Consider the following 15,803-nt stretch of genomic DNA (forward strand, 5'->3'; position numbering starts at 1 on the left):
AGATCCACTGTGCGGCGTCGGGTGAGCATCAGCTCATGGTTGAAAAGCACGCAAGCAGTTTACCCAATTCGGCGGGAAAATTGGACCCGGGGTCGCAGACTCTGTCCATCGGTCCTGTTTTCGCAGCTCAGTTGGTGGTGAGCGGTTCGAGTGCCGAGCGAAGAGCGGTGGCCTTCGGCACGCCGGAGATCCGGAATCGTTCGATACCCGAGGTATCGAAGACGAATGTGGTCGGCAGGGAGAGCACGTTCAGTTCGCGGGCGAGCGCGGGCACCGCGTCGATATCCACTTCGATGTCCTGCGGTGGCTGCGGTGATTCCGCGAGCTGGCCGGTGACGTTGGCCACCACTCGTCGTACGGAGTCGCACGGTCCGCACCATTCGGCGGAGAAATGCAGGACTACCGGACCGGAACCGGTCACACCGACCGCGGCGAGCAGTGCGGCACGCTGTGGATCGGACCGGGTTGTGGTCTTCGCCGCACGTACCCGGCCTGCGCGGCGGCGTATCGCGAAGCCGACCGCGAGCGCGGCGAGTAACGCTACTGCCAGGATGATGATTTCGATCATGGTCGATGTAAACGGTCGAGGTCGATCGTGACGTCCGTGCCCTTGCCCTCGACGACGATCTGACCGCCCTTGGCGGAAACCGTGGTCGGCTGGATGCCGAACGGCAGTTCTTTCGTATCAATGGTACGGGTGAACAGGGCGAGTACGGCAGGACGTTCGGTTTCGGGGATCGCCGCCACCGGCATGGTCTCGGCGCCGGAATCAGCGCGATAGAAGTCGGTCGCCACAATCTTCACCTGATCGGCCTCCAGCAGTAGATCTGCCTGCACACTGATCTTCTGGCCGCTGTACTGCGTGCCGGGGAACTTCGGCAGGGTGCCGGTGAGCACCAGCGCGTCTGTGGTGGTCATGCCGGAGTCATCAGAGTCGCCTATTTCGTCCGCTTTGTTCGCTTTGGCTGTTTTTTCCTCGGGGCGTGAATGTACCTGCAGGTCGGGAATGTCGAACAGTCTGCCGAGCTCGGTGGGCTCCACCCGTAGTCTGCTGTTCACCCGCTCAACGGGGACGCTGCGCAAGCTGCCTTCGACCAATTCGCCTACCGGCAGCCGGACCCCGGTCAGTGTCGCTTCCAGCGCGATCTCACCAGGAATATCTTGCCGATTGGCGCGGGCCCGGATCTCGACATTGTCGTAGCGGCTGTTCCATGCCTGGCCGAGGAACGGGAAACCGTGCATCGTCACCTCGGGATCAGCGGTGAGATCGGCACCGTCGCGCAGTGCTCGGGACACGCGGTATTCCGAATAAGCCGCGATGCTGAAGTCGACGAGGACAGCGAATCCGGCCAGACACAGCAGACCGATGATCAGCTTGCGCATGTTCCCTCGTTTCTGCGGGTCTCCGGCCGTGCCGGGCGGCTCTCGCGCGGCGCACGGTCGGATCGCACGCGGTACACCGCACAGGTGCTGGGTCGGCGGCGGTCCGTAACCTACGCACGCACCATATCGGTTGGTTCGAGTCGAGTCCTCGCGTGTCCTCTACTAGGGTCGCAGACCCGGAATACGTGGTCATGCCCGGTCACGCGCTAATCTTGCATCCGATTACCTGTGATTAGCGACGTGGCTGTGGCGGTGTTGCCGCATTCGCGTAGCTACGAGATGGGAGGAGGGCCTGTGGAGCTGCTCCTGCTTACCTCCGACCCCAACCCCGAGTCGGTATTGCCTTCGTTGGCCTTACTCGCGCACACTGTGCGCCCCGCGCCTACCGAAGTGGCTTCACTGCTGGAGGCGGGCACCGCGGATATCGCGTTGGTCGACGCCAGGACCGATTTGGCCGCCGCTCGCGGATTGTGTCGCCTGCTCGGCAGCACCGGGTCGGCGGTGCCGGTGGTCGCAGTGCTCACCGAGGGTGGGTTGGTCGCGGTGAATGCCGATTGGGGACTCGACGACATTCTGTTACCCGGCACCGGGCCCGCTGAACTCGACGCCAGACTGCGATTACTCGTCGGGCGTAACGGCGGTCTGACCAGCCCGGAGAACACCGGCAAGATCACGCTCGGTGAGCTGGTCATCGATGAAGGTACCTACACCGCGCGGTTGCGTGGCCGCCCGCTCGATCTGACCTATAAGGAATTCGAGCTGCTCAAGTACCTCGCACAGCATGCGGGTCGGGTATTCACCCGCGCGCAGTTGCTGCAGGAGGTGTGGGGGTACGACTTCTTCGGTGGCACCCGTACCGTCGATGTACACGTCCGGCGATTACGTGCCAAGCTGGGCAGCGAGTACGAGTCGTTGATCGGTACGGTGCGCAATGTCGGCTACAAGGCGGTGCGCCCGGCGCGTGCCGCGAACAAGGGCGAGGCAGCGAACGTGCCGGATGGCAGCGCGTCGGATGGCGAGGACACCGGCGACTCCTCGCTCGCACCGATCAACGGCTCCGCGCAGTGAATACCCGGGGCAGACGGTACCCGGCGCCATCCGATAGTGCTCCTTATCACGCCAGGGCGGTGTGTTCTCCGGTGCGGCAGCCGACAGTGCCCGCGGTGGAACGGGACAAGGGGTCCGCGGATCCGAAGAACGGAGGCCCATGCACGGCGTAACGACGCAGTGGAACGACCGTCCCGACTCGGCTACGGCGCGGGCGATCACAGAACTGATCGCCAGGGCGACGGCCGTCGATGGCGTGGCCCCGATATCGGAACAGGCTGTGTTGTCGCTCTCGCCACAGGCAGGGGAAGACCTCGCCGGTGCGGGTGCCGGGCATCTGCTCGCGCTCCACGAGGGTGTGGTCGTCGGCTACGCGAATCTCGTTCCGGCCAACGGCGAGCATCCGGCGATGGCGGAGGTGGTGGTCGACCCGGCGCAGCGCGATCACGGGGTGGGTACCGACCTGGTCTCGACTGTGCTCGCCGCGGGTGGTCCTGGTACGCGCGTCTGGGCGCATGGCAATCGGGCCGCGGCCGTCGCCGTCGCTGCTCGGCTCGGGCTGCGCACGGCACGTGAGTTGTGGCAGATGCGCCGAGCGCTTGCTACGCCGGAGCTACCTGAGCTGGTCGTACCGGATGACATCGTTTTGCGTACCTATCGCGGTCGAGCCGACGACGCGGAGTTGCTGCGGGTGAACAAGGCGGCCTTCGCCTGGCATCCCGAACAAGGGGGGTGGACCGAGCGTGATATCGAGATCCGGCGCGGTGAGTCGTGGTTCGATCCGTCCGGTCTGTTCCTGGCATTCGCCGCCGCGGCCCCCGACCACTTGTTGGGATTCCATTGGACCAAGGTGCACGATACGGCGAGCCCACCACTCGGCGAGGTCTACGTAGTCGGTCTCGACCCCGCGGCACAGGGCCGCGGACTCGGCCGCATGCTCACCCTCGCTGGATTGCGTCATCTGCGTGATCGCGGTTTCGCCGAGGTGTTGCTGTATACCGAGGCCGACAACACCGCCGCGGTGCGCACCTACACCCGGCTCGGGTTCGCCCCCGCGCATATCGATATCGCCTACGCGGCGGACGAGTCTGAATAGCAATCGGCGAATGCGGTGCCGACGAGTAAAATTGGGGCAAACGTCACACCGAGCGCAGACGATAGCTCTGGGCTGTTCACCTTCCGTTCACCTGGTTCCGTACAACTGTCAACCACGTGACCCTACGTTGAGGAGGGCAGCACAGGGCTGCCTGGTGCGCGAGTTCCCGAGAACAGCACCACAGCATCCGTCCGGGCCGGTGAGGGATCCGGACGAGTAGGACGCCCTTCCGGAGGAATAGTGAATTTCAAGCGCAGCAGCGCCCTCGCCGGCGTGCTGGCCGTCGGTGCCATGACTCTCGCCGCCTGCGGCAGCGACGACAACACAGCGACCGATAACGGTGTGGCCAAGATCGATATGGACTGCGGCGGTAAGTCGGATCTCAAGGCCAGTGGCTCTTCCGCGCAGAAGAACGCGATGGAGCGCTTCATCGCCGCCTACGAGAAGAACTGCGACGGTGCCACGCTCGACTACACCTCGAGCGGTTCGGGTGCCGGTGTGAAGGAGTTCATCGGCGGCCAGACCGATTTCGGTGGTTCGGACTCCCCGCTCAGCGAGAAGAAGGACGAGCCTGCCAAGGCAGCCGAACGCTGTGGCTCGCCTGCCTGGAACCTCCCGACCGTGTTCGGCCCGGTCGCGGTCACCTATAACGTCGCAGGCGTGACCGATCTCGCACTGGACGGCCCGACCGTCGCCAAGATCTTCAACGGCACCGTGGCCACCTGGGACGCCCCCGAGATCAAGGCGCTCAACCCGGATGCCGCGCTGCCCGCCGAGCCGATCGCGGTGGTCTTCCGCAGCGATGAGTCCGGCACAACGGACAACTTCCAGCGCTACCTGGACGCCGCCTCCGACGGCGCCTGGGGCAAGGGCGCGGGCAAGGCCTTCGCCGGTGGCGTCGGCGCCGGTTCGAAGGGCAATGAGGGCACCTCGGCCGCGGTGAAGAGCACCGCGAACTCGATCACCTACAACGAGTGGTCCTTCGCGAAGGCGCAGAACCTGTCGATCGCGCGCATCATCACGTCGGCGAGCGCGGACCCGGTGACGCTGAGCGTCGAGAGCGCGGGTAAGGCGATCGAGTCGGCGAAGGTATCCGGTGAGGGCAACGACCTGGTCATCGACACCTCCTCGTTCTACAAGCCGACCGAGGCGGGCGCGTACCCGATCGTGATGCCGACCTACGAGATCGTCTGCTCGGACTACGCCGACGACCAGACAGCCGAAGCGGTGAAGGCATTCCTCACCTCGGCGGTCACCAACGGTCAGGAGGGTCTGGACGAGGCAGGCTACATCCCGCTGCCGGAGCGTTTCAAGACCAAGCTGACCACCGCCATCGACGCCATCTCCTGATAGCGATCCCATGACCGTGCACGACGAAGTCACTACCGCAGGCCAGCCTGATTCGACTGATCGACAGGCAGGCGGAGATACTGCGCTGATGCTGAATAAGCAGAGCAACCAGCCGGATGCCGCGCGTGGCGGGCGGCACAGCCGGCGCGCGGAGATCATTTTCCGCTCGCTGGCCACGTCGGCGGGGGCGATCATCGTCGCCGCCATCGCGCTGATCGCGTTGTTCCTGCTGATCCGGGCGGTCCCCTCGGTGCTGGCGAACGAAGCGAACTTCTTCACCAGCAGCGAGTTCAGGACCTCTGATGCCGATCATCTCCAGTTCGGTATCCGTGATCTGTTCATGGTGACGGTGCTGAGCTCGATCTTCGCCTTGGCGCTGGCCGTCCCGGTCGGCATCGGCATCGCGTTGTTCTTGACGCACTACGCGCCGAAAGTGCTGGCGCGGCCGTTCTCGGTGATCGTCGATCTGCTCGCGGCGGTGCCTTCGATCGTGTTCGGTCTATGGGGAATGCTGGTTCTGGCTCCACGATTGGAGCCGGTCCAGGCTTTTCTGAATGAGAAGCTCGGCTGGCTGTTCCTGTTCGCGGACGGCAATATTCCGTTGGCCAGCGGTGGCACGATCTTCACCGCGGGTGTTGTGCTCGCGGTGATGATCCTGCCGATCATCACCTCGGTCAGCCGTGAGGTCTTCAACCTCACTCCCCGCGCGCATATCGAAGCGGCGCAAGCGCTCGGCGCGACGAAGTGGGAAGTCGTCCGGATGACCGTGCTGCCCTACGGACGCAGCGGTATGATCGCCGGTTCCATGCTCGGTCTCGGGCGTGCGCTCGGTGAGACCATCGCTGTGCTGATCGTGCTGAAAACCGCCGCCCAGCCGGGTACCTGGTCGTTGTTCGACGGTGGCTACACCTTCGCATCCAAAATCGCCTCGGCAGCCGCGGAATTCAGTGCTCCGCTGCCGACGGGCGCGTATATCGCGGCAGGCTTCGTGCTGTTCGCGCTGACCTTCATCGTGAACGCGCTGGCGCGACTCGCCGCGGGCGGAAGGGTGAACGGGTGATGACCACCACATTGGACAAGCCGATCAAAGCCCCCACCTTCCAGCAGGTGAGCCGGGCGCGTCAGATACGTAACAACATCGCGACCGGATTGGTCTGGCTGGCGTTCGCCATCGCGCTCGTACCGCTGGGCTGGGTGCTGATCATGGTGATCAGCAAAGGGTTCAGCGCGGTGGTCCGGCTGGACTGGTGGCAGAACTCCCTGAAGGGCGTGCTGCCCGAGCAGTTCGCGGGCGGTGTCTACCACGCGATCTACGGAACCATCGTGCAGTCGTTGGTCGCGACGGTGATCGCGGTGCCGCTCGGCATCATGGCCGCGATCTATCTGGTCGAGTACGGCCGCGGAGCGCTGGCCAAGACCACGACATTCATGGTCGATATCCTGGCGGGCGTACCGTCGATCGTCGCGGCGCTGTTCATCTTCGCGCTCTGGATCGCGACGCTGGGATTCCCGCAGAGCTCGCTGGCGGTATCGCTGGCATTGGTATTGCTGATGTTGCCCGTGGTCGTCCGCAGTACCGAGGAAATGCTCAAGCTGGTTCCCGATGAACTGCGCGAAGCGTCCTATGCGCTCGGTATTCCGAAGTGGAAGACGATCGTCAGGATCGTCGTTCCGACCGCGCTGCCCGGCATGATCAGCGGTATCCTGCTCGCCATCGCCAGGGTGATGGGTGAAACGGCCCCGGTGCTGGTGCTGGTCGGATACAGCAAATCGATCAATATGGATATCTTCGACGGCAATATGGCCTCGCTGCCACTGTTGATCTACCAGGAGCTGGCCAACCCGGAAGCGGCTGGACGGGAGCGGGTCTGGGGCGCTGCGCTGACCCTCATCCTCATCATCGCGATGCTGTACCTGGCGGCGGCAGTTCTCAACAAGCTGCTCACGCGGAACCGATAGAAGCGAAACGGATTAGCGAAAAATGGCCAAGCGGATCGACGTCAAAGATCTGAACATCTACTACGGCAAGTTCCATGCTGTGTCCGATGTCTCGCTGACTGTGCTGCCGCGCAGCGTGACTGCCTTCATCGGTCCCTCCGGCTGTGGTAAGTCCACCGTATTGCGTTCACTCAATCGCATGCACGAGGTGATCCCGAATGCCAGGGTCGAGGGCGCGGTGCTACTGGATGGCGAAGACATCTATGGTGCGCAGGTCGACCCGGTCGGCGTGCGCCGCACCATCGGCATGGTCTTCCAGCGGCCCAACCCTTTCCCCACCATGTCGATCAAGGACAATGTGGTGGCCGGACTCAAATTGCAGGGCGTGCGCAGCAAGAAGGAGCTCGATGAGGTCGCCGAGCGTTCGCTGCGTGGGGCGAACCTGTGGAACGAGGTGAAGGATCGGCTGGACAAGCCAGGCGGCGGTTTGTCCGGCGGTCAGCAGCAGCGGCTGTGCATCGCGCGTGCTATCGCGGTGTCGCCGGATGTGCTGCTGATGGACGAGCCGTGCTCGGCGCTCGACCCGATCTCGACTCTGGCGATCGAGGACCTGATCACCGAGCTGAAGAAAGAATTCACCATCGTCATCGTCACGCACAATATGCAGCAGGCCGCGCGCGTGAGTGACCAGACCGGCTTCTTCAATCTCGAGGCGCAAGGTAAGCCGGGTAAGCTGGTCGAGATCGATGACACCGAGAAGATTTTCTCGAATCCTTCGAAAAAGGCGACGGAGGACTACATCTCGGGTCGCTTCGGCTGATCGCCGCCGCGTAGCGCCTGCGGCGGGCCTGGTGCGCTGAACACAACGAAGAGTCCCGAGCAGCTGAATCGCTGCTCGGGACTCTTCGTGTATCGCGGTCATCGGCGAGGCCGTGCTGTAAGGGAACGCTGCGGGCTATTCGCTCATGTCGAGCTCACCGAAGGCTCGTTATCTCTCCTGCTCCGGGGGGAGGGTGCCGGTGACAAGGAAGATGACTCGGCGGCCGATTTCGACGGCGTGGTCGGCGAAGCGCTCGTAATAGCGGCCGAGCAGGGTGACGTCCACAGCGGCGGCGACACCGTGCTGCCATTCCCGGTCCATGAGCAGGGTGAAGAGGTGACGGTGCAGATCGTCCATCGCCTCGTCGTCTTCGTTCAACTGTGCGGCACGCTCGGGATCACGTGTCTCCAGCACTTCCCGCGCGCCGGCGCCCATACTCACCGCGATGCGGCCCATTTCGGCGAAATAGCCGTTGACCGCTTCGGGCAATGTGTGATTCGGGTGACGTCGCCGTGCGACCTTGGCCACGTGCAACGCGAGCGCACCCATCCGGTTCACTTCGCTGACGATCTGAATCGCGCTCACTACTTGCCGGAGATCACTGGCGACCGGAGCCTGGAGCGCGAGCAGCGCGAAGGCTTTCTCCTCGGCCTCCTGGATCAGCTCGGCGATCTGGTCGTACTCACTGATCACCTGTTCGGCCAGCACGAGGTCGGCTTCGAGTAATGCCTGGGTCGCCCGGTCCATGGCCGAGCCTGCCAGCCCGGCCATCTTGCCGAGCAGATGAGCGAGATCGGCTATCCGCTCGTTGTAGATGACACGCATGTTAATCGACATTAGTTCGCTGTGCTGACCAAGTCACGAACAATGAGTGAATCACCGGTGCGAACGATCAGCACATGGGCTCAGCAGGTAAACCGCACCGGATCACTGTTACGCGGGAATCCACCGGAAACGCGGACAGCCAGTGCGGGCCGATCTCCCCACCTCCGGACCGGAACGGATGTCAATTGCAGATATCTTCGGCTGCGTTGACATGCTCCAAATCGGAGGGAAGGGTGACCGGGGCCGTATCGGCGGAGACGCTGGTGATCGGATCCCCCACCGGCACCGGGCTGGTCACCGTGCCACTGAAATCAGTACCGAGGACGACTTCGATGATGCCGCCCAGATCGCTCGCCTGCTCCAGTTCCGCTCCGGGGATCGCGGAGGCCACTGTCGCCGCTGCGGCCTCATGTCCTGGGGTGTATCGGATCGTGGTCTCGGTTACCTGACCGCCGGAATAGTTACCGGTGTTGTAGATATTGAAGCCCTGATTGCTCAGCTTGGTCGCGGTGGTACCGGCTACCCCGGTATAACCGGAACCGTTGGAGATCAGCAGCGGAACGGAGCCAGGGTCGACCGCGGTGAACTCCGGTGCGGCCTGTGTTTCCACCGTGCTCGTTCCTTCGGCGGGCGGCGCCTTCTTCTCCCCAGGTAGTGGCTGGTCATCGATGATCGCGCGGAAGATGGCTTTGATATCGGACTCGCGCGGAATCTCGTTGCCGTAGGCGGTGGTACCAGCGGTCGGGATGGTCAGGAAGGTCACCGCGCCCGCATCGATTTTCTGCAACGACCGTCCGAGGGTCAGCAGGTCGTTGGTGTCGACCTTGTGTACCCAGGTGTGTTCGGTGAATGCCTCGATGAAGCCACGTAGTTTGCCTGGGTCGAGGAGCACCTTGCTGGACATCGCACTGCGTAGCAAAGAGGCAAGGAACCGCTGCTGTCGGTTGATGCGGTCGTAGTCGCTGCGTTCCTCGCCGTAGACGTGCCTGGCTCGCACATAATTGAGCGCGGTCGCGCCATCGAGGTGTTGCCGGCCGGAATCCTCCAGGATGGTGCCGAGCACCCCGTCGACGATCGGCTTGGATGTGCATACGTCTACGCCGCCGAGCTGATCGACCATCGCTTCGAACCCGGCGAAATCGATGCTGATGAAATGGTTGATATTCAGCCCTGTCATCTTGGAAATGACGCTGAACAAGCATTTCGGTCCACCGAGGGCATAGACGGCGTTGAGCTTGTCGCCGATGGCCGAGGGGAAGACCTCATCGGTGTACTCGACCTTCTCATTGTCCCAGCCATTGCATTGCGGCCTGGTGACATCCAAGTCGCGAGGGAATGAGACGACCACGACACGCGATCGGTTCTCGGGGATATGCACCAGCATCACGGTGTCCGCGCGAGAGCCTTCGGCATCGTCGATGGTTCCCGCACCGAGCTGCCCGTTGGCACCCGCACGGGTATCGGTACCGACGAGCAGGTAGTTCTCGTCGCCGAGTTGTGCACCCGAGTCGATAACGCCTTCGGCATTGTCATCGAGTGCGGACACCTGGGTGAAGCCGTTGGTAGTGGAATTCAGGTAGCTCCAGCCGCTGCCAGTGGTCAAAAGAACGAGAGCGGCCACTACAGCTGTTGTGGTCCGGCCGAGTACCCGGAGACGCTTTCTTCCACGTTGCCGGGTGGTATTCCGGCGGGATCGCGGTGTCGTCCCGATCGCCTTCGGCTTGACGGCTCGGTTTTCGGTGCTTTCGGTGTCGTCCGGGTTTCTCTTGGTCGGCCAGTCGGTGTGTCTGGCCCTCGTCGGTTCGGTGAGCGGCGGGAGAATATCGGTGACTTCTTCGGCCTGCTCCGGTGCGCGGCGAGCGCCTGTTGCTCCGGCGTCGCGATTTTCCGTGGTGTTCCGTGGCGGGCGGGCAGTGGGCTCGGCCGGGGGGCGCCCGGTCACCGGAGGTGGGGCAGGTTCGCTTCGGTGGCGCCGGTTCGGTGTGCCGCCATCGGATCGCGGGGTTTCGGGGCGTCGCCCTTCAGCCGAAGCGGCATCCTGTGGCAGTGCCTGGGCCGAGCCCCGGCGCCCGCGTTCGTTGTCGACCTTCTGAACGAGATCTTGGACTGTGAGTGGTGCGGAATCTTGATCGGGTCCGGTATACCGCGAGCGCCTCGGCGCCCGTTCGGGATGCCCGGTATCCGGGTATCGCTCCCACGGGGCGCGACCACCGGGCCCTGGCGAACGCCCGTTCCGATCGTCACCCACCAACGAACCTCGCTTTTCGTCTTGCTTTCCGCCTGAGCCCTATTCGACCGGCAGCACTGATCCCGCAATGATAACGATCCCACCAGGTCGAGCCACTCAAGCGCGGAATCGACAAGGTCACATCGGTGTTTGACAATGCGGCTCGCGGCGGGGACGCGCGGTTATCCGCCGCTGTGCATCACATCAGCGGCCTGTGGCACCGCTGGATCGTCCGGGTCGTCGAGCCAGCCGTATGGCAGCGCGACTTTGCCGGGAGAGCCCTGACGGCCGCGTGGGCCCTCGGCATCCACGGGGAACGGTGCGGTCGGATCGAGTTGCCCGATGAGATCTTCCAGGTGCGTCAGACTGCTGATGGTGGCGAACGCGCGGCGCAGCTCGGCGCCGACCGGGAACCCCATCAGATACCAGGCCATATGCTTGCGCAGATCACGTACGGCTTTGGCCTCGCCGAGGTGTTCGGCCAGTAGCGCGCCGTGCCGGTACAACACCGCCCCGACCCGGCCGAGGTCGGGGGCTGCCGGTAATGGCTCGCCGCGCAGTGCGGCCTGCAGTTCGGCGAACAGCCACGGCCTGCCCAAACATCCACGGCCGATGACCACACCATCGCACCCGGTCTCGTCCATCATGCGGACTGCGTCGGCAGCGGCGAAGATATCGCCGTTACCCAGTACCGGGATCGAGGTGACGGTTTCTTTGAGCCGGGCGATGGCTGTCCAGTCGGCTTGACCGGAATAGCGCTGCGCGGCTGTGCGCGCGTGCAACGCGACCGCCTGAGCACCCTCGGCCTCCGCGATACGCCCCGCGTCCAGATAGGTGAGATGGTCGTTATCGATGCCGATCCGGAACTTCACGGTCACTGGAATGCCCGCCGGTTCGGCGGCACTCACCATGGCACGCACGATACGCCGGAACAGCGTTCGTTTGTACGGTAGCGCCGCGCCACCACCGAGCCGCGTGACCTTGGGCACCGGGCAGCCGAGATTGAGATCGATGTGGTCGGCCCAGCCCTCGCCCGCGATGATTCGTACCGCCTCGCCGAGCGTGGCCGGATCCACCCCGTAGAGCTGCATGGATCGCGGATGCTCATCGGCGTCGAAGGACATCATGTGCAGCGTCTTCTCATTGCGCTCCACTACTGCGCGCGCGGTGATCATTTCACACACATAGATCGAGGTCGGGCTGCCGAATTCCCGGCACAGCTTGCGAAATGCCAGATTCGTGATGCCCGCCATCGGCGCGAGCACGACCGGGGGATCGACCGGATACGGGCCGATCCGCAGCGTGGTCTTCGCCTCGGTAGTCATCGTCACGCCGACCAGTGTCTCATTTCCGCACGTAAGCCGACCGGCGCGGGCTAGAGGGCACAGTGCGGTAGCCGCTCTGTGGGCGGCCGTGCTTCTCCCGGTGGAATTTATCCCCGCACAGCGGCGTGAGTATCGTGTAGCCACCCCGGCAGACTGTCGGGCCGGATATCCGGCCCGACAGTCTGCTCGGTCTCGATCAGTGGATCAGCTCGCAGCGACGTCGGCCATCTCGCGTTTCGCCGCTTCCCGGGCGAGCATGCGGTCGCGCTGCTCCTCGAACCTGATCACATCCTTGCTCAGCTTCTCCAGAAACAGGCCGAGGCGATCTCGGACCGCTTCACCACGTGCGGTGAAGTCGGTGCGTTCGAAGAGGTTCCACTTCTTCAACACCGGCTGGATGACTTCCTCCAAGTGCTGACGCAGATCGTAGATGCCGTGCTTGGCCATCAGTACGCCGTTGCGACGGAAGTTGGGCATGCCGGCGCCGGGCATCTGGAAGTTCTCCAAGATCAGCGTGATCGCCTCGATAGCCTGGTCGGGGGCCAGATCGAGGGCGGCGCCACACATATTCCGGTAGAAGATCATGTGCAGGTTCTCGTCGGCGGCGACGCGCTGCAGCATGCGGTCGGCGATCGGATCGTCGCAGACCTTGCCGGTATTGCGATGGCTGACCCGGGTGGCCAGTTCCTGGAATGTGACATATGAGACAGAGTGCAGGAATCCGGCGTCGGCTTCGGAGGGAGAGGCGAAGCCGCTGGTCATATGAGTCATTCTGGCTTGTTCGAGGGCCACCGGATCGACTCCGCGGGTGACGACCAGATAGTCGCGCATGACGATGCCGTGGCGGTTCTCCTCCGCCGTCCAGCGTCCCACCCAGGTACCCCAAGCGCCGTCCTGGGAGAAATTCTCGGCGATCTCCCTGTGATAGGAGGGGAGGTTGTCCTCGGTGAGGAGGTTGGTGATCATGGCCGCCTTGGCGACCTCGCTGAGCCGGGATTGCTCCGGCTCCCAGTCGATGCCGCCGAGCGCCGCGAAGTTACGGCCCTCGTCCCAAGGAATGTAGTCGTGGGGATGCCATTCCTTTGCCATGGAGAGGTGTCGGTTGACGTTCTCTTCGGCAACCGGCTCCAACTCCGTGAGAAGCTCGAGTTGAGTCAGATCCCTTGCCATGTATGAACCCTTCAGTGTGTGCGTCTGGTTGTGCTGGTTGTCCGAAGGCAGACCGATACCAATGCGGGCATACCTTACGGCACCGTAGGTGTGATGTGAAACGCATCTTCCGGGCAGCTCTGTCTGTGTGACCTATGCCATACAGCATATTCGCCGTTCGGATATCTTCACGAGTGTATGGGGTTCATGGGTGGTGCAGGTTTTTCTCCTGGCGCGTGGATGGCTGCTCTTTGTGAATGACTGTTCGCACCGTGGCCGATGCCTGCCATGGCTGATGGCGCTACGCTGCGCTGCCGCGCGAGCGCAGCGCCGGACGGCGGCTCGGTGCGTAGTGGATTCTTCGGCTGGTGCCAGGGTTTTGCCGATCGTCGGATCGAGTTCATGCGTCCATCCGGTATGCCATGGCCCATGCGTAGTTGTCGGAGGTGACCCTGGCCGCGGGATTCGGATCTTCTGCCAGGTGGCCGGGATCGCCAGGCGGGGTCACCTACCGGATGTTCTGTGCCGTTTCTCACAATCTATGCGTGCCTGCGGTCGCCCACACCGCCGTGCTCGACTGCTGCCATGGCAGGCGGGCTTCGCTGGTGCGTCATATGGCACGGAGTACTACTCCCTCCGTTTTCTCCGTGCGGACGCCGACGTCACTCGTCTGAGCGAGGGGGCTCGATGGCAGACGCGGCGATGCCCTGGGGGTAGCGCTTTCGCCGATGTCGTATCCGGGACATCTTCTGATGGGTTCGTCTCCCATGGTCGCTTTCGGCTATGCTTTTCAGCCGAGCCCCTTTAGCTCAGTTGGTAGAGCTGGTGACTTTTAATCACTAGGTCGTAGGTTCGAGTCCTACAGGGGGCACCACTGTTGATCCGTCCCGTCCCGTGATTATCGGCGGACTCGGCTCTCGGATAGGGCTTCACTCACCGGTGGAAGTGCTCGCGCCGTATGGTGGGTCCGGCTGCGATCACTCTGGCCGGGAACAAGTTACTTTCCGGCCGCATTCACCGATCTGCCGCTGTTCGGTGTCGCACGGCCTTGATCATCTCCGATCCGATGGTGATCACGGCCCGGTCATTCCCTTCGTTCGGCCGCACTGTCATCGGGTGGTTCTCCGTTGGCGGAGGAGTCGGCCGTGGGTCTGCGTGCGGGCCCGTGCGTAGCGCGGCGGCGTGGTGTCCAGCGCCTCGGGCATGGACGGCATACGTATGTGATGATGCGGCCGGTAAGCATGTGGCCCAGCTTTGTTCGGCCGAACCTCATCTGGATATTATCCAAACGTGTTGGCTGACAATATTTTTGGTTCATCGAGGGATGTTGGTATCGAACGGGGCACGGCGCGTGCGCTGGGGTGGTCGGCGGAGTGTGCGCGACAAGCGGATGGTAAGTCTGTCGCTCGGTTCGGGTGAACATCGCTGGGATGCTGGTGAATTCGTGTGACCAAGGAGAAGAAAAGCTGATTGCCGGATATTTGCCGAGATGGAATGTGGACGGAAATAGCCTTCGGGCTCTTCGGTTTGCCGCGTGTCGGATGAGGTTTCCGAGTACGGTGACCCCTTGGTGAATTCCGAACGAATCGCCAACTCGGTTGGCGCTGCGGAATTCTGCTCGCCGTCGCCGTGTCCGATGGTGTCACGGTCAGCCCTGCCGAGCGTGGCTCGGTGGAACTCGATGCCGCGGGAGGAGGCGGGTTCTGGACGAGGAAAGCCTGGACGCGCACCCCCTGTAGCGCATCCAGGCAGGGAAATTATACCAGCTAGCGCGTTTCAGGTTTCTCGGCAAGTTGCATACCAAAAGTATGGGAATAATCGAAAAACCTGATTTGCAGTATCAATTAATTATTAATCCGCGCCGGGATCTGTACCTTTGGGTGGCTGATTGATGGCGCGTAGGCTTCGGAGGCGTTTCGAGCATGGCACGGCAGCAGGAGCGGGCCCGCCGGACACGGGCGGCGATTATCAGGTCCGCCGCCGTTGAGTTCGGGAAGAGCGGATATGCCGCGGCATCGCTCAACCGCATATTGGAAGGGTCGCGTGCCACCAAGGGCGCCATGTACTTCCATTTCGATTCCAAGGAAGAGCTCGCGCGCGCAGTGCTGGGGACCGCGGTAGAGCGTTACCGTGCCTCTGTCGAGCGCTGGCTCGCGCGAGTGGATCTCGGTCCATTGGACATCATGCACGGGATGGTCGACGAGATCGCGTTGCGGCTCGAGCACGACATCATCGTGCGGGCCGAGTATCGCTTGACCATAGAGCCGGATTTCTACCGGGATGTGCAGACCGGTGGCGGTCGCCTCCTCGGTCGCACGACCAAAGCGCTCACCATGAGTGCCATCGATCGCGGGCAGCTGCGCGCCGACGCTGACCCCGATCGGTTCACCCGCACCCTCGCCGCCGCGCTGGCCGGACAGCGGTACATGGTGGATCTGCTCGACGATCGGGTCGATCTGCGGTCGAGGTTCGAGGAGGCGCTCGAGGTGGTGATCGAGGCGATGGCCACCCCGGAGTGGCTGGAGAAGTTCCATAGTGACGGCTGGCGTGCCCATGCTCGGATGGAGGATCTCGGTTTAGCTCTTTGACCAGCCGATTTGGGATTCCGAGCGATTGTGTCATAAGCTATCCCAGCTCCCAACG

13 protein-coding genes and 1 tRNA gene are annotated in these 15,803 nt (G+C 63.2%); 8 read left to right on the plus strand and 6 right to left on the minus strand.

What is annotated here, in order from left to right; all coding sequences use genetic code 11:
* Positions 1–127: 127 nt before the first annotated feature.
* Positions 128–568: a thioredoxin family protein gene (locus ACL02S_RS07165; RefSeq protein ID WP_412801502.1), complete on the minus strand. Its 441-nt coding sequence runs from the start codon at positions 566–568 to the stop codon at positions 128–130.
* On the minus strand, positions 565–1,383 hold the full coding sequence (locus ACL02S_RS07170; RefSeq protein WP_412801503.1) for an LmeA family phospholipid-binding protein: 819 nt from the start codon (positions 1,381–1,383) through the stop codon (positions 565–567). Before ACL02S_RS07170 ends, ACL02S_RS07165 begins: the two co-directional genes overlap by 4 nt.
* Positions 1,384–1,677: 294 nt before the next feature.
* On the opposite strand from ACL02S_RS07170, the gene ACL02S_RS07175 reads away from it, so the two are divergent.
* From ACL02S_RS07175 to pstB, 6 genes are all read left to right on the plus strand, one after another.
* Complete coding sequence (locus tag ACL02S_RS07175; protein ID WP_412801504.1) at positions 1,678–2,451, plus strand: winged helix-turn-helix transcriptional regulator; 774 nt, start codon at positions 1,678–1,680, stop codon at positions 2,449–2,451.
* Between the two features lie 139 nt (positions 2,452–2,590).
* Complete coding sequence (gene mshD, locus ACL02S_RS07180) at positions 2,591–3,526, plus strand: mycothiol synthase (protein ID WP_412801505.1); 936 nt, start codon at positions 2,591–2,593, stop codon at positions 3,524–3,526.
* A gap of 240 nt (positions 3,527–3,766) precedes the next feature.
* Positions 3,767–4,876: a phosphate ABC transporter substrate-binding protein PstS gene (pstS, locus tag ACL02S_RS07185; protein WP_412801506.1), complete on the plus strand. Its 1,110-nt coding sequence runs from the start codon at positions 3,767–3,769 to the stop codon at positions 4,874–4,876.
* A gap of 88 nt (positions 4,877–4,964) precedes the next feature.
* Positions 4,965–5,936, plus strand: a complete 972-nt coding sequence (gene pstC / locus ACL02S_RS07190) for a phosphate ABC transporter permease subunit PstC (protein WP_412801507.1) — start codon at positions 4,965–4,967, stop codon at positions 5,934–5,936.
* Complete coding sequence (gene pstA, locus ACL02S_RS07195) at positions 5,936–6,835, plus strand: phosphate ABC transporter permease PstA (protein ID WP_412801508.1); 900 nt, start codon at positions 5,936–5,938, stop codon at positions 6,833–6,835. The genes pstC and pstA overlap by 1 nt, the downstream gene beginning before the upstream one ends.
* Positions 6,836–6,857: 22 nt before the next feature.
* On the plus strand, positions 6,858–7,634 hold the full coding sequence (pstB, locus tag ACL02S_RS07200) for a phosphate ABC transporter ATP-binding protein PstB (RefSeq protein ID WP_412801509.1): 777 nt from the start codon (positions 6,858–6,860) through the stop codon (positions 7,632–7,634).
* Positions 7,635–7,802: 168 nt separating this feature from the next.
* On the opposite strand, the gene phoU is transcribed toward pstB, so the two are convergent.
* From phoU to ACL02S_RS07220, 4 genes are all read right to left on the minus strand, one after another.
* Complete coding sequence (gene phoU, locus ACL02S_RS07205; RefSeq protein WP_412801510.1) at positions 7,803–8,459, minus strand: phosphate signaling complex protein PhoU; 657 nt, start codon at positions 8,457–8,459, stop codon at positions 7,803–7,805.
* Between the two features lie 181 nt (positions 8,460–8,640).
* Positions 8,641–10,401, minus strand: coding sequence for an LCP family protein (locus ACL02S_RS07210; protein WP_412801511.1), 1,761 nt, complete (start codon positions 10,399–10,401; stop codon positions 8,641–8,643).
* Between the two features lie 467 nt (positions 10,402–10,868).
* The gene (gene dusB, locus ACL02S_RS07215) at positions 10,869–12,011 is read right to left on the minus strand and encodes a tRNA dihydrouridine synthase DusB (protein ID WP_412801642.1); all 1,143 of its coding nucleotides are present in this window, start codon (positions 12,009–12,011) and stop codon (positions 10,869–10,871) included.
* Positions 12,012–12,215: 204 nt separating this feature from the next.
* Positions 12,216–13,181 carry an acyl-ACP desaturase gene (locus tag ACL02S_RS07220; protein WP_412801512.1) on the minus strand — a complete coding sequence of 322 codons (966 nt, stop codon included), beginning with the start codon at positions 13,179–13,181 and terminating at the stop codon, positions 12,216–12,218.
* A gap of 777 nt (positions 13,182–13,958) precedes the next feature.
* Between ACL02S_RS07220 and ACL02S_RS07225 the strand changes: the two genes are divergently transcribed.
* Together ACL02S_RS07225 and ACL02S_RS07230 are read left to right on the plus strand one after the other, a co-directional pair.
* Positions 13,959–14,034 (plus strand) — tRNA-Lys (locus tag ACL02S_RS07225).
* A gap of 1,048 nt (positions 14,035–15,082) precedes the next feature.
* On the plus strand, positions 15,083–15,748 hold the full coding sequence (locus ACL02S_RS07230; protein WP_412801513.1) for a TetR family transcriptional regulator: 666 nt from the start codon (positions 15,083–15,085) through the stop codon (positions 15,746–15,748).
* Positions 15,749–15,803 lie beyond the last annotated feature (55 nt).

This window comes from Nocardia spongicola, assembly GCF_047200775.1.
GTDB lineage: Bacteria > Actinomycetota > Actinomycetes > Mycobacteriales > Mycobacteriaceae > Nocardia.

Coding starts and splice junctions, on each gene's coding strand:
- ACL02S_RS07165 (WP_412801502.1), bottom strand. CDS start 568: ATGATCGAAATCATCATCCTGGCAGTAGCGTTACTCGCCGCGCTCGCG.
- ACL02S_RS07170 (WP_412801503.1), bottom strand. CDS start 1,383: ATGCGCAAGCTGATCATCGGTCTGCTGTGTCTGGCCGGATTCGCTGTC.
- mshD (WP_412801505.1), top strand. CDS start 2,591: ATGCACGGCGTAACGACGCAGTGGAACGACCGTCCCGACTCGGCTACG.
- pstC (WP_412801507.1), top strand. CDS start 4,965: ATGCTGAATAAGCAGAGCAACCAGCCGGATGCCGCGCGTGGCGGGCGG.
- pstA (WP_412801508.1), top strand. CDS start 5,936: ATGACCACCACATTGGACAAGCCGATCAAAGCCCCCACCTTCCAGCAG.
- pstB (WP_412801509.1), top strand. CDS start 6,858: ATGGCCAAGCGGATCGACGTCAAAGATCTGAACATCTACTACGGCAAG.
- phoU (WP_412801510.1), bottom strand. CDS start 8,459: ATGCGTGTCATCTACAACGAGCGGATAGCCGATCTCGCTCATCTGCTC.
- dusB (WP_412801642.1), bottom strand. CDS start 12,011: ATGACTACCGAGGCGAAGACCACGCTGCGGATCGGCCCGTATCCGGTC.
- ACL02S_RS07220 (WP_412801512.1), bottom strand. CDS start 13,181: ATGGCAAGGGATCTGACTCAACTCGAGCTTCTCACGGAGTTGGAGCCG.
- ACL02S_RS07230 (WP_412801513.1), top strand. CDS start 15,083: ATGGCACGGCAGCAGGAGCGGGCCCGCCGGACACGGGCGGCGATTATC.